The organism is Bifidobacterium pseudolongum subsp. globosum, from assembly GCF_000741295.1.
Taxonomy (GTDB): domain Bacteria; phylum Actinomycetota; class Actinomycetes; order Actinomycetales; family Bifidobacteriaceae; genus Bifidobacterium; species Bifidobacterium globosum.
In genome coordinates this window covers 22,863-41,940 of record NZ_JGZG01000006.1, presented here as the reverse complement: position 1 = coordinate 41,940, position 19,078 = coordinate 22,863, and the positions used below count along the sequence as shown (strand labels likewise).

Annotated in this window: 12 protein-coding genes; 2 read left to right on the top strand and 10 right to left on the bottom strand. The window is 63.8% G+C overall.

Annotated elements, in window-relative coordinates:
* Nucleotides 1–157 precede the first annotated feature (157 nt).
* Entirely contained in the window at nucleotides 158–1,222 is a 1,065-nt protein-coding gene (locus tag BPSG_RS05305) for a Gfo/Idh/MocA family protein (protein WP_080699240.1), read from the top strand.
* Nucleotides 1,223–1,429: 207 nt separating this feature from the next.
* Nucleotides 1,430–2,878 (top strand): hypothetical protein, encoded by a 1,449-nt coding sequence (locus BPSG_RS05300; RefSeq protein WP_026643628.1) that lies wholly within the window; start codon nucleotides 1,430–1,432, stop codon nucleotides 2,876–2,878.
* A 15-nt stretch (nucleotides 2,879–2,893) separates the two neighbouring features.
* Here BPSG_RS05300 and BPSG_RS05295 read toward each other — a convergent pair whose 3' ends face one another.
* The 10 genes from BPSG_RS05295 to dapB all read right to left on the bottom strand — a co-directional run bounded on the left by BPSG_RS05295 (nucleotide 2,894) and on the right by dapB (nucleotide 18,776).
* Nucleotides 2,894–4,375: a S10 family peptidase gene (locus tag BPSG_RS05295; protein ID WP_026643629.1), complete on the bottom strand. Its 1,482-nt coding sequence runs from the start codon at nucleotides 4,373–4,375 to the stop codon at nucleotides 2,894–2,896.
* Nucleotides 4,376–4,404: 29 nt separating this feature from the next.
* On the bottom strand, nucleotides 4,405–6,513 hold the full coding sequence (locus BPSG_RS05290; RefSeq protein WP_026643630.1) for an APC family permease: 2,109 nt from the start codon (nucleotides 6,511–6,513) through the stop codon (nucleotides 4,405–4,407).
* 56 nt (nucleotides 6,514–6,569) lie between these two features.
* Entirely contained in the window at nucleotides 6,570–7,928 is a 1,359-nt protein-coding gene (locus BPSG_RS05285) for a C1 family peptidase (protein ID WP_026643631.1), read from the bottom strand.
* A gap of 47 nt (nucleotides 7,929–7,975) precedes the next feature.
* A complete protein-coding gene (locus BPSG_RS05280) occupies nucleotides 7,976–9,334 on the bottom strand; it encodes a C45 family autoproteolytic acyltransferase/hydolase (protein ID WP_026643632.1) in 1,359 nt (452 codons plus the stop codon).
* A 318-nt stretch (nucleotides 9,335–9,652) separates the two neighbouring features.
* Nucleotides 9,653–10,300 carry a peptide deformylase gene (locus tag BPSG_RS05275; protein ID WP_022858694.1) on the bottom strand — a complete coding sequence of 216 codons (648 nt, stop codon included), beginning with the start codon at nucleotides 10,298–10,300 and terminating at the stop codon, nucleotides 9,653–9,655.
* A gap of 44 nt (nucleotides 10,301–10,344) precedes the next feature.
* Nucleotides 10,345–11,727, bottom strand: coding sequence for a phosphoglucosamine mutase (gene glmM, locus BPSG_RS05270; RefSeq protein ID WP_026643633.1), 1,383 nt, complete (start codon nucleotides 11,725–11,727; stop codon nucleotides 10,345–10,347).
* A 482-nt stretch (nucleotides 11,728–12,209) separates the two neighbouring features.
* A complete protein-coding gene (gene pepN, locus BPSG_RS05265) occupies nucleotides 12,210–14,837 on the bottom strand; it encodes an aminopeptidase N (RefSeq protein ID WP_026643634.1) in 2,628 nt (875 codons plus the stop codon).
* A 113-nt stretch (nucleotides 14,838–14,950) separates the two neighbouring features.
* Nucleotides 14,951–16,879 (bottom strand): ribonuclease J, encoded by a 1,929-nt coding sequence (locus tag BPSG_RS05260; RefSeq protein ID WP_033502334.1) that lies wholly within the window; start codon nucleotides 16,877–16,879, stop codon nucleotides 14,951–14,953.
* An 88-nt stretch (nucleotides 16,880–16,967) separates the two neighbouring features.
* The gene (dapA, locus tag BPSG_RS05255) at nucleotides 16,968–17,873 is read right to left on the bottom strand and encodes a 4-hydroxy-tetrahydrodipicolinate synthase (protein WP_033502335.1); all 906 of its coding nucleotides are present in this window, start codon (nucleotides 17,871–17,873) and stop codon (nucleotides 16,968–16,970) included.
* A 150-nt stretch (nucleotides 17,874–18,023) separates the two neighbouring features.
* The gene (gene dapB, locus BPSG_RS05250; RefSeq protein ID WP_026643636.1) at nucleotides 18,024–18,776 is read right to left on the bottom strand and encodes a 4-hydroxy-tetrahydrodipicolinate reductase; all 753 of its coding nucleotides are present in this window, start codon (nucleotides 18,774–18,776) and stop codon (nucleotides 18,024–18,026) included.
* Between the last annotated feature and the right edge of the window lie 302 nt (nucleotides 18,777–19,078).

Genomic DNA, 19,078 nt, shown 5'->3' with positions numbered 1-19,078 from the left:
TGGGTCGCACATGCGCGCCCTGATGCACAATTCATGCTCCGTGGTTCATACTACGCGTTGGGCGTCATGTGGCGTCGCGCGCGCGGCGAAGCGTCTACGGTGGGAATAGTGCGGCCGCGCGCCGCACTGGAATGTTTCCATAAGAAAGGCGGCCATGATGACCGATTCCACCCAATCCCAACCCGAGACCACAACCGGAGGGACCGACACGGCACGCCCGCTCAATGTGGCGATCCTAGGCGCGGGCCGCATTGCCCAGACGATGGCCAAGACCCTCACGATGATGGCCGGCTCCCCCACGTACAGTGCGATGGTCACGCCGTATGCGATCGCCTCACGCTCGCAGGACAAGGCGGACAAGTTCGCCGCCACCTACCATCTGCCGCACGCCTATGGCTCATATGAGGCGATGCTCGCCGACCCGGCGGTGGACCTGGTGTACATCGCCACCCCGCACAGCCTGCACGCCGAACAGGCAATCGCCTGCATGCGGGCGGGCAAGCCCGTGCTCGTGGAGAAGGCGTTCGCCGCGAACCTCGAGCAGGCGCGCGCGGTCATCGACGAATCCGACAAGACCGGCCTGTATTGCGGCGAGGCGATCTGGACGCGCTACATGCCGTCGCGCGCGGTCATCGACCGGATCATCGATTCCGGGCGCATCGGCGCGGTGACCGGCATCAACGCCAACCTGTGCTACCCGATGACGCACAAGGCGCGCCTGACCGACCCGAATCTCGCCGGCGGCGCGCTGCTTGACGTCGGCATCTACCCGCTCACGTTCATCGACATGGTCATGGGCGCCCAGGAGATCGACCACTTGGCCACCTCGATGCAGCCCTACCCCACCGGTGTGGACGCGCAAAGCACGACGACGCTCTACTACGCCGACACGACGATGGCCACGGCGCTCAGTTCGATGCTGTGCGTCTCGGACCGCGAGGGCATGGTATACGGCACCGAAGGCTACCTGGTGTGCCACAACGTCAACAATGTCTCCGCGGTCGACATCTACGACACCGACCATGCGCGCGTCGACCACATCGACATGCCCGAACAGCTCACCGGTTACGAATACGAAGTGGCGGCAAGCGTGCAGGCGATCCGCGCAGGCAAGCGCGACACCATCGAGATGCCGCACGCGGACACCTTGCGCATGATGGCGCTGCTCGACCAGATTCGCGACGAATGGGGCCTCGTGTTCCCATTCGAGCATCAGGACTGAGCACCCGCGCGCACCGGCCGCCATGTGAACCGTGTGCGTGACACACTCTGAGACGGGCGCGTACACATCGTAGAACCATGCCGGTGCCGCGCCCGGGAAACTGCTAGCGTGAACCGTGTGCGCACCGGACCGGCACGCCCGACAGGCCCCGCGCCGCGCGCACAGCCACACGAGGCCGCCGACGGCGCCGGGGCAAGGGGACGACACATGACAATGCGAGCTGACAGTTCAAACATCGCGCAGTACCGCGAACTGACGCAGATGGTGGATTTCGTGGAGACCGAATGGGGATTCGACGAGGAGTTCGACGGCCCCACGTTCCTGTGGGATCCCACCATATCGTCATGCTCGCAACACGAGGACCCGCGGCGTAACCCCACCCCGGTGGCACGGCCCGATGAGGCACGGCTCGTCATGGCCCAGCCGATGCAATGGTATTTCGATGGCATCGCCGCCATCACCCCAAGCGCCACCCCCACGCCCGAAGGCCGCATGGACGTGCCGTGCAAGGACATGCCGTCGTTCCGCATGGAATCGCAGGCGCTCGCCGGCGTGGAGGCGGTCGTGGCCAACGCGCTCGCGAGCACCCAGTGGCTCGACGCCACGCGCAACCTGTGCATGGCGGTCGAACTGACCGCACGGTTCATCGGATCGTGCGAGGACCGCAACCAGGAATGCCTGGAATACCTCAAGGAACTCATCCAGCTTGTGCGCATCTACATGGATTCGGTGGCGCGCAACGCGGACCCCGAGACGAGCGCGCATGCGCTGCGCATGGTGACCGACGTGGCGTGCAACGAGGACTTCCGCATCAACCCGATGCCGATGGTGGAGCTGCTCTCCTGCTGCCTGTCGTTCGCGCAGTGGGACGACACGCGCGTCTTTGCGTATGAGGCGCTGGACAACGCGGTGGCCAGCATGGACGGCATGGCGCGCCAGTACGGCGACGACGCAATCGCCGACGCCCGATTCCGCGAAATGGTGACCGGCGAATACGCGCATGAATTCGCCGATCTGGACGGGTTCGAAGGGCTCGACGACGAACCGGACCCCGACACCTGCACGGACCGGCGCGAGCTGGAGCTGCACGCGCACTTCCACTTCAAGCAGGCGATGCTGTTGATGCGGCACGACCTGATGCGCATGAGCGGTGATGCGGACGGAGCCGACGCGCTGCTGCGCGAACACTGCACGATTGCGCCGCTCGCCGACGCCTATGCGGCGCGGCTGATCCATGCACGCCGATGGCGCGACCTGCTCGAGTTCATCGACGATGTGGAAGCGCACCGCCCCGAACAGTTCACGATCATGTTCCCCGAAGACCTTGTGCCCTACGACTGGGAGTCGCTGCGCGAAATCGCGTTGCAAGGCCTCGACGAGCGCGGGCAGTTGCAGGAGATCTACCGCGCGCGCGTGCTGGGCGCCTTCGACATGGATGAGTTGGCGGCGCTGACGAACCTGCGGCGCCTGTGCGACGACCGCACGTGGGACGAGCAGTCTGCGCGGATCGTGGACGACTACCACCGTGAAGGCCCGCATCTGGCGCGCAACCCCGTCTACGAGCACATGCTCGTGATGCGCGCCATGCGCAACGAGGCCATGCGCTACCTGGAGGATTTCCCAGACGCATGGCCCGATCTTGCGGCTATTCTCTAGCGGTCAGCCAACCGCTCACTGCTCGTGGCGCTTCTCATAGAACGCCTTGAGCTCGGGGCCGGCGGCCTCAAGCGCCACCTGGTCGCAGTACAGCATGTGGCCGTTGGAATGCACATGGTATTCGATGCGGTCCTTGAGCGCCTGCGGCAGGAACAGCTTGCCCATGTCGTGGCGCACGTTCCAGTACGGCGTGGCGGCGTCGTGGATGCCACCGAAGAACAGGATGCGGCTCGTGGGGTTGCGGCGCAGCGCCGTGGCGATGTCGAACGCGACGTTCGGCGTCTGCGGCGAGCCCATCGTGCCCGGGGCCTGATGGTTCCAGTTCCACGACTCGTTGACCTTCATCGACAGGCCTTCGTAGTTGGCGTAGCCCTTGAACCCGATGTCGCCGAGCATCTTCATGTAGACGTCCAGATAGGCGGCGTTGATCGCGTCGTACGAGGGGTCCTCTCCCGCGAAGAACTCGTTGTCGCCCTGCACGTCCGGGTAGCCGAACGTCGTGAAGCGCGTGTCGTAGCGGCCGGTGGTCTTGCCTTCGTCGGCGAGCAGCGTCTTGCGGAACGTGTCGAGCTCGATGCGCAGCCCCTTCGCCTTGATGAAGTCCTTCGGCAGGCCGATGAGTTCGCTCATCTGGCCGGCGATCTCGTCCATCCTGTCGGCGGGCAGCTCATCGCCGAGGACGAGCGCGCCGGCGAGCGTGGAGTTCACGAAGTCGAACGCCTTGTTGTACCACTCGTACTGATCGACACCCTTGCCGGCCTTGCCGAAGTAGTTCGCGGTGGCGGCGTACACCGGCACCATGCCCATGTAGTACGCGTCGTTGCCCGAAAGCGTGGGTGCGTAGTCCAGGATCGTGGACTGCTCGACCACACCGGTCACACCAATGCCATGCTCGCCGAGCAGGCGGTACACCACGGCGTTGCGCATGGTGCCATAGGATTCGCCATACAGGTAAATGGGGCTGTTGAAGCGCTTGTGCTCGGTGAGCCATGCGATGATGCCGCGGGTGAACGCGTCACCGTCGCCATCCACGCCCCACACCTTCTTGGCGTCGAAGCCGGGCGCGATGTGCGAATAGCCGGTGCCGAACGCGTCGATGAACACGAGATCCGAGCTCGGCAACAGCGTGTCGGGGTTGTCTTCCACCTCGCCCACGCCGGTCAGGTGCGCCATGCCGTCGGTCTTGACGCGCACGGCGCCCATGCCGCCGATGTTGACCATGTACGACGCGCCGCCGGGGCCGCCGTTCCAGCAGAACGTGACCGGACGGTCGGACTTGTCGGATGCGTCCGAAACCTGCGAGAGCATGAACATGTGTCCGATGAGCGTGCCGTCGTCCTCGTGCACCGGCACCATTTCCGCGGTGGCCGTGTAGTTGATGGTGGCGCCGTCGGGGCCGGTCCAGACATAGTCCTTGGCGGCGGTGGCCGGAACCGGTTCGAGCGATTCCTTCTTGCCTTCCTTCGCGCTGGATGCAGCGTTGGTTTCGTCAGTCATAGTGACTCCTTAGATTGAAAATATGTGCATCAGTTGGATGAGGGACCCGCGGGCTTGGACGGCGTGGACGCGCCGCCGGAAAGCGTGGGTTTGGCCGTCTTGGCGGCAGCCTCGCTGGCTTCGGCCTCGTCGACCTGCACACGGTGCTCGGCCTTGGCCAGTGCGGCGTCGTCCTTGGCTTCGTCTTCGAGCGCATGCGCCTCGTCGGTGTAGCCTTGCACGTCGGCTTCGAGCGCCTGCGCACGGGCTTGGGCGCGCTTGGCGTCGGCGGAGGCGTCGGTCGGGACGGCTGCGGCCTTGACGTCCGCGGCGGCGGGCGCAGGCAGCATGTTGCCGTCGTCGTCGGTGTGCACCGGTTCAGGCTCATAGGCGATCATCTTCATGCCGGCGTTCGGATCGCCCACAAGCGCGACCTTCGCGGGCTCGCCCGGTTCGGTGATGCCGTGCTTCTTGAGCAGCGCGGCGGCTGCGGCAGCCTGGGCGTCCGGCTCCTTGGAGCTCGGCAGGTCGATCATCTCGTTGGGATCGTACAGGTGCCTGATCGGCTGGCCCATCGGGTTCTGGCCTTCGCTGAGCAGCGCGGTCGGGATGTTCGACAGGGCCTTGCCCGGCTTCTTCAAGCCTTCGATCTGCCATGTGAACGGGGCGAACTGGTTCGTCGGATCGGACCAGTTGTGCTTGCGCGACGCGCGGTAGATGAGGATGCAGGCGATCAGTACGAACGCCAGCAGGCCGATGATGATCAGGTCATAGGTCATGCCCGAGCCGACTTCGGCCTCAAGCTGCGCCGGCGGATAGAACGCCAGCACGATGCCGAAGATGCAGGCGATGATGCCCACACCGGCCACGATCCAGGCGCCGACCATGCCGCCGGGCACCTTGAAGCCACGTGGACGGTTCGGCTGCTGGTAACGCAGGCGCAGGAACGCGACGAACATGAGCACGTAGTAGGTCAGGTACAGGATCGTGATGGCCTGCGTGATCAAGGCCACGAAGCCTTCGACGTTCGGCAGCAGGAACACGATGAACGCGATCACGGTCATGAGGGCCATCTGCGTGTACATCAGGCGGCTCGGCATACCGTGCTTGTTGTTGTTCTGCAGGAACTTGGGCAGGAAGCCCGAGCGGCCGGCTTGGCCGAGCATGTACGAAGGACCGGCGAGGTTGGTGATCAGCGCGGCGAAGCTGTTGAGCATGCCGAGCCAGCAGAACACCAGGTACAGGTCGGGGAATCCGATCGTGGCGCCAAGCGCGCGGTACGTGGCGAACAGCGTGTACAGTAGGTTGATCTGCTTGTTCGGGATGACCATGGCGATGATCAACGTGCCGATGATGAAGATGAGCAGGGCGAGGATCATCGAGATGAAAATCGCGAGCGGGAACTGCCTGTTCGGCTTCTTCAGGTCCTTGATGTGCGCGGCGTTCATGTCGATGCCGGCGAACGAGAAGAACACGCCTGCGGCCAACGCCAGTGTGGACATGCCCTCCCACTTCGGCACGAGGTTGCTCGGTGCCATGTCGATGGCCGGCGCATTGCCCTGGCACAGCCAGACGACCGCGAGGATCGTCATGACGCCCAATGGCAGGAACGTGCCCAGGATCACACCGTACTTGGCGATGTTGCTGAAGGTCTTGACGCCCTTGGTGGCAAGCCAGCAGCAGAACCAGTAATAGGCGAGCCAGCCGATCATGATCGGCAGCGTGACCTTCCAGCTATGCGAGTTCTTGGCGAAGTCCACCGCCCAATCGTATTTGGTGGTGAAGAAGCCGATGGTCGCCGACATCGAGGGGATGCCGGAGCCGAAGGTGAAGGTCGTCTGGAACCAGAGGATCAACAGACAGGCGATGGCCGGGAATGTGCCGATGCCCTCGCCGACCCAACGGAAGATACCGCCGCGTTGGCTCCAACCGGAGGCGAGTTCGGCTGCGACCAGACCGGTCGGCAGGAAGAACAGCAACCCGCCGAGAAGGAACAATGTGACGGAGGACAGACCATAGAACGACTGCTGCACGTCGTTCGCCAGGCCGGCGATGACCGTGACGTTCATCATGATCAACGCGATGGTGGTGAGGTTGCCTGCGCCCCCCTTGGCGTCTTTGACTACGGCACCGGATTTTGATTTGGTATTTGCACTCATGATTTCCTGCTTATCTTGCACAACGACGAAGCGAGGCCGAAGCCCCGCGTCTCATATCACGGTTCCGGGTTGAAGGTGTTCCAGTATGGCAGCACTTCGGGCTCGGAGTCGTACGCCTTGACCACGTCGTCAGGCAGGTATTCCCTGCGCACGGCGACCTCATAGTTGTATTCGGTGAACCACGAGTCATCCATGATGAAGTAGCCTTGGTGGCCGACCGGCTTGCCATGCGCGGTGGTGCCCCACGAGTTCTCGACCTTCCAGCGAATCGGGTTGCCGTCCTCGTCGAGGTCGACGCCCGCGATCATCATCGCGTGGGTGGGCAGGCTCTGGTTGTATTGGAAGCGCTCGCCCTTGTTGAGCTTGAACTCAAGGCCCATCATCTTCTGCACGTCGTACAGGTCGAGGGACATGATGCCCTTCGCGAAGTCGGAGTCCTGCAGCACATCGCAGCCGAACCAGACCGGTTCGCCCGCCTTGAGCTGCTTGATCGTGGCCTGCTTCATCACGTCGATCGGCACGTTGACGTAACGGCAGCGGCGCTTGGCGCCGAGCACTTCGCCCGTCATGTCGATCTCATAGGCCTTGTTGTACGCCATGCCTTCCACCGGCAGGTTGATGACACCGATGCAATCGTCGAGCTTGACATCGCCCAGGTACTTCTTGTAGAACTCGAGCGGGGTCAGGCCGCGGTCCGCATGGTACTTCTTGTCGGTGTCGCGGTAGACGAAGTCGACCGTCTGTGGCGGTTCGCCAAAGCTCACACACAGCACGCGGTAGATGTCGGACAGCATGCTCTTGCGCGCTTCCTCGATGTCCGCCTCCGACTTGCCTTCGGCGACGAGCTTGCGCAGCGCATACGCGTCTTCGCGCAGCATGCGGTTGAGCAGCGCGTCGAGCTCGGACGAGTTCTTGGTCACCGCGGTCTCCGGCATGGCCTCCTCTGGCACAACGCCGTACTTCTCGACGAGCGCGACGATCGGATCGAAATCGCCGCCGTCCTGCTGCGGGGTGGCCAGCAGGAAGTCGATGCGGCGGTCGTTGAGGTCACTGCCCGCGTACTTGACGATGTTCTCCATGAAGAAGTTCGACTTTTCGAGCTTGTCATAGAAGAAGTTGTATGCCTGCGATAGTTCGAAGCTCCCCTTGGGCAGCTTGAGCTTCTTCTCCATATGGAAGCGCAGGAAGTTGAGCGCCGAATACATCCAGCAACGGCCCGACTGGCGCTGGTTCGCCACGGCTTCGTCATCCACGTCCACCGAGAACACGAAATTGTTCTTGGTGACGACGACGTTCTCGCGCTCGCTCGACGCGTGGATGCCGTTGTTCTTCACGGCCTGCTCCGCTATCTGCTGGGCGGCGTCCTTCTTGTAGGCCTGGGCCATGCGCGCCAGATCCTCTGTGGTCAATTCCATGATCAATGCCTTTCTTTATGCGGTAATCCCGGATTGTTGTATGGCGTTCAGTCGAGCAGCGTCCACGGCTGGCTCGGGCGGTCATACAGGTAACCGCGCTGCCAGTTCCATTGCGGGTGCTGTGCCATGAACTCATCCGCGTCGAACGGCTCGCCGTCCGCGCGTCCGAAGATGCCCCACATGCGCAGTGCCTCGATGTCTTCGGCACTGGCGCATTTTCCGTCGCACGAGCCGCCCGGGAAGAACGGCACATTCCACACACCGTGCGGATCGTCGGCGTAGTATTGCGGATCAACGTCGTAATGCGCGCAGATGTTGCGCGAGCATGCGTTGATGTACCCCAGATAGGGGTCGAATTTGTCCGCCAGGATGCGCTTGGCCACATCGTCGTCGATGGTGCCCGCAAGCTGCGGCATGAGTTGTTCGAACCGGGCGCGGCGCGCGCCAGTCTGCTGGCGCACGTCGTTGTAGCCGTTGTCGACGCATTCGAGGTTGCGGATGCGCGGGTTGTGGCACGCGTTGCAGCCATAGTAGAAGCCGTCGGTCGTGCGCAGCAGCTCCTGATGCTTGAGGCCTTGCTCGTAGCGCGCGATCTCGCCATTCTTGGTGTCGGCGAGCAGCCAGATGTTGGCGTAGCCGCCATTGTTGCCCTGATTCGCAAGGTTGACCCATTCGTCGATCGAATTGGCGTATTGCGTGGCCTTGCGCGAGCGCACATATTCGGGTATGCCGTTGACGTCGTAGCCCATAAAGCCGGCGATTGTGGTCTCGGTGATGCCCAAGCCGGCGGAGGTGACGTAGAAGTCGGTCATCGAATCGATGTAGCCCGGCACGGTCTGCATCTTGAAGCGGTTGCCGTGGGCCGGCACCACTTCTTCGCACACGTTGAAGTACTGGCCGCTCCAGAAATCGTCGAAGCTTTCATGGGCGATGACGGGCCGGCCGTCCACCGTGGCGGAGCCGGTGGCCACGAAGCCCGAGCAATGGGAGCCCTTGGGGCCCGCCGGCGGGTTGTTGGAGTACTGCGCAGCGACCTGCGGCCACCAGTAGCCGGTCAGTTCCATCCATGCATTCCAGCCGATGATGTCGCCGAGCGTCGTGGGGAACCCGCCGGCGGTGAATCCGTCAGCCATGCCCTGCATCTCATCGAGGTATTCCTGCTCGATGTGCGCCTGATGGAGCTTCACGGCTTGTTCCACAAAGAACGAATAGTCCATGCCGAGCGTTTCGAGCGTCATGTATGTGTAGACACGGATGGCGTCACGGAACTCGTCGGTGAGTAGGTAGCCGTGCTGGAACCCGATTTCGTAGGGTTCGCCTTCCACGTGCAGGTAATGCCAACCATTGATGTCGTCGCGGCTCGCTTTGTCCACAATGGCACGCTGCTGATCCGTAAGTTCTGTCATGACCGTTCCTTAGTGCCTCTTATCGGATACGCTTTCACGATAGAACCGGAAAAAATGCGGACCTTACTGTTTCAATCAAGGCATAATACACTGCAGGCGTTGTGGAAAAAACGTAAATTCATGCTCTTATGCGAGGAATGTGAATGTTTTTCACCCTACAAACAAACTCCGCCGTCGGTATCCGGTTGATTGTTGCACCTCTGACCAATAAGCGACGTGGTGGCCACGGGAATATACGCGCCTTGACCGACATTTTCCGGCCCAAACATAACAGAATCCCTCCTGCCGTGATATGGCGGCAGGAGGGATTTGCAGCGATCAGAGGTCGAATCCGAGCTCCTTCGCGGCTTGCGTGGGCACCGGGTCTTCGCACCAGAAGTCTTCGAGGTTCTCCACGGTCGTCAACGAGCGGATCTCCGCCTTGTCGATATACAACTCGCCGCTCAAATGGTCGGTCTCGTGCTGGAAGATGCGCGCAGGCCAGCCATGCAGGCGTTCCTCGTGGCGGTTGCCTTCCTCGTCGTGCCAGTGGGCCACAATGTCGAGCCAGCGCTTGCGCACCGCCTGGTAGCCTTCCACGCTGAGGCAGCCCTCGTAGAACGAGCGCGTCTCCTCCCCCACCGGCTCATAGGCGGGGTTGATGATCACATGGAACGGGAACTCCGCGATTTCACGCGGGTCGTCGTCACCGTCGGCATGGTCCTCCACCACGGCGAGCGCAAGGTTCAGCCCGATCTGCGGGCCCGCCAGCCCGACGCCCGGTGCTGCGAGCATCGTGGTGCGCATCGTCTCGATGAGTTTGTGCAGTGTGTGCTTGCTCAACTGGCCGTCGTACTGCACGCATTGCGCGCGCAGCACCGGCTCGCCGGCCTCGACGATCGGCAATACGCCGTGGTCGGCGGATTTGAGCAGCCGTTCCACGTCCCTGTTGAGCGCCATGTCGACGCGCTTGTGTGATCCGAACATCCGTATCCTTCTCTCCTACTATATGAGGTATGTCTACTGTGCGCTCACAGCCCGAGCTCGTCGGCCACGACCTGCGCCAGACGCGCGGTCACGGCGTCCGCCTGTTCCTGCGTGGCGGCCTCGGCCATCACGCGCACGAGCGGTTCGGTGCCGGAGGGACGCAGCAGCACGCGGCCGGTGTCGCCGAGCAGTTCCTCTTCGCGCGCGACGGCCGCGAGCACCGCCTTGTTGGTCTTGGCGGCCATCTTGTCTACATTCGGCACATTGATGAGCTGCTGCGGCAGCTGCGGGAAGTCCGCGGCAAGGCTCTTGAGGCTGCGGCCGGAATCGACGACCTCCTTGCACAGCGTGAGTGCGGTGAGTGTGCCGTCGCCGGTCGTGGCGAATTCACGGTTGATGACGTGGCCCGACTGTTCGCCGCCGAGCGAGTAGTCGCCCTTGAGCATCTCTTCGAGCACATAACGATCGCCGACGTTGGTCTGCACGGTGGTGATGCCCATGTCTTTGAGCGCGAGCTTGAGGCCGAGGTTGCTCATCACGGTCACGACGAGCGTGTTGTGGTTGAGCTTGCCTTCGCGTTGCTTGGCGCGCGCCAGAATGCCCATGATCTGGTCGCCGTTGACGAGCGTGCCGTCTTCGTCCACCGCCAGGCAGCGGTCGGCGTCGCCGTCGAAGGCCACGCCCAGGTCGGCCTGCGAGGCCTTGACCATGGCCTGCAGCTGCTCGGGGTGGGTGGATCCGGCGTTCTTGTTGATGTTGTAGCCGTCCGGTGACGCGTTGATCACCACGACGTCGGCGCCCGCACGGCGCAGCGCCTCGGGCGCCACGACCGAGGTCGCGCCGTTCGCGCAGTCGGCCACGACGCGCAGACCCTTGAGCGGCTTGGTCTGCGTGCCGTCGACGATCGGGGCGATCGTGGCCACGAGATGGTCGATGTACATGTTGGTCGCGGTGTTCGAGTCATGGCTCACGCGGCCGACGCCCGCGCCGGTGGGGCGGTCCCAGTCCTGACCGAGCACGTCTTCGACCTCGTCTTCCTTGCTGTCGGGCAGCTTGAAGCCGCCGCGCGCGAAGAACTTGATGCCGTTGTCCGGCATGGGGTTGTGCGAGGCGGAGATGACCGCGCCCATCTCCACGTTGAGCACGCTCGTCAGGTACGCGACGCCCGGCGTGGGGATGATGCCCGCGTCGATGACGTCGAAGCCGCCGGCGCTCATGCCTGCGGCGAGCGCGTTGGAGAGGAAATCGCCCGAAACGCGGGTGTCGCGTCCGATCAGCGCGCGGCGCCGGCCTGTCGGCTGCTCCGGGCGCGCGCTGTCGCTGCCGAGCACGCGCACCGCCGCATCGCCCAGATCGAGCGCGAGCTGGGCGGTCAGATCGCGGTTGGCAAGCCCTCGAACACCATCGGTTCCAAACATACGTGGCATATCGTCCTCACTTATGCATCAAACAGGCCCTGCCATACCATGCGGCCGGACCACACGTGCACGATTCTACTGCACCGTTCAGCCTTTGCGATGGCGAGCGAAACGGGCGGGGCGCCCCGGTCACTGCCGCGTTCCGGCGTCTGGGCGCATGAAGAACCCCCACAGCAGCCGCAGCAGAATCGCCTACCCAATCCACAGCGCCCATTTCCCCAACCGGGGCACCCCATACGGCGGCTGTGGCCCGGTCATTCCTTCTCCTTATCCTCTTGTGCTCCACAAAGTACTTTGCCAGCGTAATGGACCAACAGTTTCACACAGCACCCAATGATTTGTTTTTCTTTGACAGCATACTGGAATGCTGCGATGGGCTGGGGCCATGGTACCGGGAACGACTGTGCCCCAGCCACAATGCAGTTGGGGCCTGTGCCGTCATGGACGGTACAGGCCCCAACATCGGTAGCGCTTGTGACTATCGCCTTTCGTCACTCATCGATGTCGTCGTTGAGCGAAGCATTGAAGTCAGCCACCATCTTGGTGCGGTGCGAGCTTTCCACGTTGGCGCTGATCAGGCGGCGCAGCGCGTTGTCCGCATCCGCATGCGAGGCGAGCCACTTGTCGCCCAGCTCCACAAGCGTGGCCGGGTCCGCGTAGCGCGGGTAGAGGCCCTCAAGCAGCGCCTCGGCCATGTGGAAGGTCTTGTGGTTCCAGATCCATTCCGCGCTGTCGAAGTATTCCTTGACATACGGCTCGGCGAGCTCCTGGCTCGGTGTGGAGGCGAATCCGCCGGCCACCGACTCGAGTTGCGCGTTGGTCAGCACTTCGTCGTGGATCGCTTCGTTCCACGCCCACGCCTTCGCCTCTGCAGTCGCGCGCGCCGCACGGGCTGCAAGCGCGAATTCGCGGTTCTCGGTCGTGTCTTTCCTCTCGAGCTCCTGCTGGATGTCCGCTTCGTCAATCGCGTTGATTGACGAGAGCGCGCGCACGAGCGACCAGCGGAAGTTGTTGTCGAGCTCCAGGCCTTCAAGCACGAGCGAACCGCTGAGCAGTCCGCGCACGGTGTCGGCGAACGCGCTGTCGCCTTCGACGCCGTACGTCAGGTAGGCGCTGATGAGCTGGAACTGCATGTCAGAACCGGCGGGGGCCTGCTTGGCTAGGTCGAGCAGCGCCTGCGCCGTGTGCTGTGCGATCGCGGCGCGCTTGGTGCGGTCGGTGTAGTGCCACACGGTCGTGGACAGGCACGCGAGCGCATAGCGGAACGTGGTGGACTCCGTCTCGGTGGAGAGCAGCTTGAGCGTCGTGCCGATGAAGTCGGAGGCGGCGAGCTCGCCGTCGCGCGTCATGTCCCACAGCGCGAGCCAGATCACGGCGCGGGCGAGCGCGTCGTCGAACCGGTACAGGTTCGCGGTGGCGAACGCGAGCGACTCGTCGTCGAAGCGCAGCTTCGTGTACGTCAGGTCGTCGTCGTTCGTGAGCAGGAACTGCGGGCGCGGCTTGCCGGCGGCTTCGGTGACCGTGGTCGCTTCGCCGTCCACGTCGAGTTCGATGCGGTCGGTGCGCACGACCTTGCCGCTCTCCTCGTCCTCGTTGTAGAAGCCGACGGCGAGGCGGTGCTCGCGCAGCACAGGGTGGTCGGTGGGTGCGAACTGGTGCAGCGTGAGCTCGCTAATCGTGCCGTCCTGCGCGGTGTGCAGGTCGGTGGCGATCGTGTTGATGCCCGCCTGTTCGAGCCACTGCGCGCTCCACGTCTTGAGGTCGCGGCCCGACGTGCCTTCGAGCTCGGTGAGCAGGTCGTTGAGCGTCGCGTTCGAGTACGCGTGGCGGTACAGGTAGTGGTTGATGCCTTCGAAGAACTCGCTGCGCCCCACGTAGGCCACGAGCTGCTTCAGGACGGACGCGCCCTTGGCGTAGGTGATGCCGTCGAAGTTCACGTAGGTGTCGTTGAGGTCGTTGATCGGCGCCACGATCGGGTGCGTGGTGCTCAACTGGTCCTGATTGAGCGCCCAGCTCTTCTCGCCCGAGCAGAACGTGGCCCACGCGTCGTGCCATTCGGTCGCTTCGGCGGTGGCGAGCGTGGAGGTGAACTCGGCGAACGACTCGTTGAGCCACAGGTCGTTCCACCACTTCATCGTCACATAGTCGCCGAACCACATGTGCGCGAGCTCGTGCAGCACGGTCACCACGCGGCGTTCGGCGAGCGCGTCGGTCACCTTCGACGAGAACACGTACGAGTCGCGAATCGTGACCATGCCGATGTTCTCCATGGCGCCGGCGTTGTATTCCGGCACGTAGATCTGGTCGTACTTCGCGTACGGGTACGGTACGCCCCACGTCTTCGCGTAGAACGCGAAGCCCTTCTTGGTGATGTCGAACAGGTAGTCCACGTCTTTGGCGAAGTCGTCCTTGAGCGACTGGCGGCAGTACTGCGCCATCGGGATCGTGCGGCCGTCCTCGTTCTGGTACGTGGTGTGCCATTCGGCGTACGGGCCGGCGCAGATCGCGGTGAGGTACGAGCTCATCGTGGGCGTGGGCGCGAAGGTCCAGCGCTTGGCGTGCTCGGCGGGTTTGGTACCGAGCGTGCCGTCGAGCGTCATCTGACCGGTGTCTTCGGTGCTTTCGACCGGCATGTTCGACGTGACGATCCACGAGCATGGCGCGAGCACGGAGAACTTGAACACGGCCTTGAGGTCGGGCTGGTCGAACACGGCGTAGACACGGCGTGCGTCCGGCACTTCGAACTGCGAATACAGGTACACATTGCCGTCGGAGGGGTCCACGCTGCGGTGCAGGCCCTCGCCGGTCGTCGAATAGCGGCACACGGCGGTGACGACGACCTCGTTGCGCTCACGCAGGTTGTTGAGAGCGATGCGGCTGTCGGCGAACACCTCGCCCGGATCCACGGACTCGCCGTTGAGCGTGACCGACGTCACCTCGTCGGCGATGAGGTCGAGGAACGTGCTCTCCCCCGCCTTGGCGCCGAACTGGATCGTGGACGTGGAGACGAAGGTCGTGTCGCCTTGCGTCAGGTCGAGGTCCACACTGTAGTGGATGGGGTATTGCACGATGGATTTGCGTTCTTCCGCTTCGACGCGGGTCAGATTCGCTCCCGGCATGGTTGGCTCCTCACTGTCTTCTGTTCTGTTTCCCGTAGGTTCTTCTTGATGGTTCTTCCACGCAAAGCGCCGGCGCGCACGGTCTGTAACCTGTGCGCGCCGGCGTGCCGCCTTCAGTCGGAGTATGTCTCCATGCTCTCCATGTCGGCCGCGACATCCGCCACAACGGGCACGATCATCGGCTTGCGGTGCAGTTCGCGCGCCACCCAGCTGCCGAGTGTGCGCCGCATGATCTGCTGCAGCTTGTGCACGTCCTTCGTTCCGCCCATCATCGCGTCCTGCAGCTGCTCGACGATCTGGTGGCGCACCTTTTCGAACGACTTCTCGTCTTCGGCCACGGCGTTGAGATACACCTTGGGCCCCGAAATCACGTCCTTCACGTCGGTGTCCACGACCGCGAAGCACGAGACGAAGCCTTCGGAACCGAGGATACGGCGCTTTTCGAGCTCGTCGTCGGTCAGCTCGCCCACCGAATCGCCGTCCACGTAGATGTAGCCGCACGGCACGGAGCCGACGATCGCGGCCTTGCCGTGGTAGAGGTCGACCACATCGCCGTCTTCGGCCAGCACCACGTTCTCCGGCTCGATGCCGGTCTTGACGGCGATCAGGCCGTTGGCCACGAGGTGGCGGTTCTCGCCGTGGATCGGCATCGCGTTCTTCGGCTTGACGATGTTGTACATGTACAGCAGCTCGCCTTCGTTGCAGTGGCCGGAGACGTGCACGGCCGCGTTGTCGCGGTTGACGACGCGCGCGCCGAGCTGCACGAGCTTGTTGATCACCTTGTACACGCCGTGCTCGTTGCCTGGGATCAGCGAGCTGGCCAGGATGACCGTGTCGAACTCGTTGATCGTGATGTCGCGGTGGTTGCCGTCGGCGATGCGTCCGAGCGCGGCCATCGGCTCGCCCTGCGAACCGGTGCACATGTACACGAGCTTGTTGTCGGGGTAATCCTTGGCCTTCTTCAGGTCGATCACCGTGTCCTCCGGCAGGTGCAGGTAGCCCAGGTCGGCGGCGATGGCCATGTTGCGCACCATCGAACGGCCGACGAACACGACCTTGCGGCCGTACTTGTGGGCGGCGTCCACCACCTGCTGCACGCGGTGCACATGGCTCGAGAAGCTCGCCACGATGATCTTGCGCGTGGCGGTGGCGAACACCTGGTCGAGCGCCGGGCCGATCGAGGTCTCGGGCTTGACGAATCCGGGCACTTCGGCGTTCGTCGAATCCATCATGAGCAGGTCGATGCCCTGTTCGCCGAGCTTGCCGAACTCCACCAGGTCGGTGACGCGGTGGTCGAGCGGCAGCTGGTCGAGTTTGATGTCACCGGTGTCGATGAGCGAGCCGGCGGGCGTGCGCACGCACACGGCGAGCGCGTCGGGGATCGAATGGGTCACCGTCACGAATTCGAGGTTGAACGGGCCCACCTTGAGCTTGTCGCGGCCTTCGACCTGGATCGTCTCGGGCTCGATGTGGTGCTCCTTGCACTTGGCCTCCACAAAGCCGAGCGTCAGCTTGGAGCCGATGAGCGGAATGTCCTTGCGCAGCTTGAGCAGGTAGGGCACGCCGCCGATGTGGTCTTCGTGGCCGTGCGTGAGCACGAGCGCATCCACCTTGTCGAGGCGGTCCTTGATGTAGTTGAAGTCGGGCAGGATCAGGTCGACGCCCGGCTGCTCCTCTTCGGGGAAGAGCACGCCGCAGTCGATGAGCAGGATGTGGCCGTTGTATTCGATCACGTTCATGTTGCGGCCGATTTCGCCAAGGCCACCGAGCGGCACGATGCGCATCGAGCCCTTGCGGTACTTCGGCGGGGCGATGCGGTTGGTATCGTTGGTGTCCGACGTGGCGAGCTTCTTGCCCTTGGCGGCGTTGTCGCCGTACTGCGGCGTGGTGTTGGCGCCCTTGCCGGCGCGCTTGCGCGCGGCGGTTGCCTTGGCACCCGACTTGGCCGTCTTCGCGGTGGTCTTGGCGCTTGCCTTGGCGGCCGTCTTCTTCTTCGATCCGCGCACGTGTTTGCGCGGCGTTTGTTCTTGTGTTTCTGTCATGGTGTTTTCGTTTTCTTCAATAAGTGCCGTCCGCCTATGCGGACGGCAAGGAATCAGTGCGGCCGCGGGCACGCGCGGCCATTGGGTGTCACAGCAGCCCGGACGCCTTGAGCCCGGCCTTGACCACGTCGATCTGCTCGGCGCTCGGGCCCACATTCGGCAGACGCATCTCGGTGCATTCGAGCAGACCGCGCACGTTGAGCGCGGCCTTGGCCATCACGGCCTGGAAGCCGGTGCCGTTCATCGCGTCGATCGCGGGGGCGATGCGGTTGGCGAGCGCCTGCGCGCGGTGCACATCGCCGCGGTCGAAGGCGTCGGCCAGATCGCGCAGCGGGCCGGCGGCGGCATGCGCCACGACCGAGATGATGCCGACGGCGCCGATCGAGAGGAACGGCAGGAAGAGCGCGTCGTCGCCCGAATACCACGTCAGGCCGGTTTCGAGGCGCTTGCGCACGGCGCCGGCGATGTCGCCGGTCGCGTCCTTGACGGCGCACACATGGTCGAGTTCGGAGATGTGGCAGTATGTGTCGAGCGAGATGCGCACGCCGGTGCGCCCAGGCACGTCGTAGACGATGATCGGCTTGTCCGCCGACTCGTTGACGGCGCGGTAATGGTAGAAAATGCCCTGCTGTGAGGGGCGCGAGTAGTATGGGCAGACCACGAGCACCGCGTCGGCGCCCGCTTCCTGCGTCTGCTCGACCATGCGCACGGTATGCGCGGTGTCGTTGGAACCGGCGCCGGAGATGACCGGCACATCCACTACGTCCTTTACGGCGCGCACCAGCTCGACCTTTTCGTCCATGTGCGTGGTGGGCGATTCGCCGGTCGTGCCGTTGACGACGATGCCGTCCGCGCCGTCGGCCACCAGCTGGCGGGCGATCGTCTGCGCGGCGTCGTAATCCACCGCGCCGTCGGACTTCATCGGGGTGACCATCGCGGGCAGGATGCGCCCGAACGGGGCTGGGTCAAGAAGGTGCATGGTTCCGTCAGTCATACGTGCAACGGTACTGTTGGGTTAGGACGCCGAAAACGTCTCTTCAGCGTTGGGGAAAGTGCGCAAGTTGAGCGTATGCGCATCAACTTACGCACCGATGGGCGTGCGCCGGCGGGCACCCCGCCACAGGCGCACGCCCTACGGCGTCGATCACAGGTCGAGGAATTTGTCGAGCCCGACCGTCAGGCCCGGGTGGCCTGCGCCGTCCACGTTGCGCACGGCGAGCAGCACGCCGGGCATGAACGAGATGCGGTCGAAGCTGTCGGCGCGGATCGTGAGCTGTTCGCCGGCGTTGCCGAACAGCACCTCTTCGTGCGCGTTGAGGCCGCGCAGGCGCACGGCGTGCACATGCACACCGTCGATGACCTGGCCACGCGAGCCGCCGTCGGTCTCAGTCGCGTCGGGCACCTGGCCCAGACCGGCCGCGGCGCGCGCCTCGGCGATGCCCTGCGCGGTGTGGATCGCGGTGCCGCTCGGCGCGTCCACCTTGTTCGGGTGGTGCAGCTCCACGACTTCGGCGGATTCGAAATACGGGGCGGCCACGCGCGCGAAGTGGTCGGCGAGCACGGCGGAGATCGCAAAGTTCGGCGCGATGAACACGCTCTGGTCCGGGTTGCCGGCTTCGGTGAGCGCCGCCGAGACCTGGTTGAGCTTGTCTTCGGTCCAGCCCGTGGTGCCGACGACGACGTTGACGCCCTGCTTGACGAGCGTGAGCACGTTGCCGAGCGCGACCGACGGCACGGTGAACTCGACGACGACGTCGGTGTTCTGCGGGCTGATCGCCGTCAGGTCGTCGCCGGCGTCGAGCGCGAGCGCGAGCTGCATGTCCGCGGCGCCTTCCACCGCGGCCACGACGTGCGATCCCATGCGGCCTTTGGCCCCTACTACCGAAACTCGAATCATGATGCATCAGCTTTCTGGTTGTGGTTGCTTCTTGCGGCTTGTTCCACCGTCCAGTGTAGCGGCGGGGGTGAGCAGCAGTGGCCGGCGAACGCGCTCCACGCGGTTTCCAGCGGATTCAGGCACAAAGATGAGAAACGCAAAACCCGGAAAAGAACTATGGAACCCAAAAAAGCGAAGGAAGCACTATCCGTAGCTAGAAGGAAGCATTGAGTATGTCCGTCCATGTCTAGTGGGTAGACACCAACAACCATCGATTGTGTGCCGGACAGCTGTGCGTGTCTAGCACATAGCCACCAGTTGCC

Excerpts from the sequence above, each read along its gene's own strand:
- BPSG_RS05295 (WP_026643629.1), bottom strand. The coding sequence starts at position 4,375 with ATGACTGACGAAACCAACGCTGCATCCAGCGCGAAGGAAGGCAAGAAG.
- BPSG_RS05300 (WP_026643628.1), top strand. The coding sequence starts at position 1,430 with ATGACAATGCGAGCTGACAGTTCAAACATCGCGCAGTACCGCGAACTG.
- BPSG_RS05290 (WP_026643630.1), bottom strand. The coding sequence starts at position 6,513 with ATGAGTGCAAATACCAAATCAAAATCCGGTGCCGTAGTCAAAGACGCC.
- dapA (WP_033502335.1), bottom strand. The coding sequence starts at position 17,873 with ATGACTGACGGAACCATGCACCTTCTTGACCCAGCCCCGTTCGGGCGC.
- BPSG_RS05285 (WP_026643631.1), bottom strand. The coding sequence starts at position 7,928 with ATGGAATTGACCACAGAGGATCTGGCGCGCATGGCCCAGGCCTACAAG.
- BPSG_RS05280 (WP_026643632.1), bottom strand. The coding sequence starts at position 9,334 with ATGACAGAACTTACGGATCAGCAGCGTGCCATTGTGGACAAAGCGAGC.
- BPSG_RS05260 (WP_033502334.1), bottom strand. The coding sequence starts at position 16,879 with ATGACAGAAACACAAGAACAAACGCCGCGCAAACACGTGCGCGGATCG.
- BPSG_RS05305 (WP_080699240.1), top strand. The coding sequence starts at position 158 with ATGACCGATTCCACCCAATCCCAACCCGAGACCACAACCGGAGGGACC.
- BPSG_RS05275 (WP_022858694.1), bottom strand. The coding sequence starts at position 10,300 with ATGTTCGGATCACACAAGCGCGTCGACATGGCGCTCAACAGGGACGTG.
- pepN (WP_026643634.1), bottom strand. The coding sequence starts at position 14,837 with ATGCCGGGAGCGAATCTGACCCGCGTCGAAGCGGAAGAACGCAAATCC.
- dapB (WP_026643636.1), bottom strand. The coding sequence starts at position 18,776 with ATGATTCGAGTTTCGGTAGTAGGGGCCAAAGGCCGCATGGGATCGCAC.
- glmM (WP_026643633.1), bottom strand. The coding sequence starts at position 11,727 with ATGCCACGTATGTTTGGAACCGATGGTGTTCGAGGGCTTGCCAACCGC.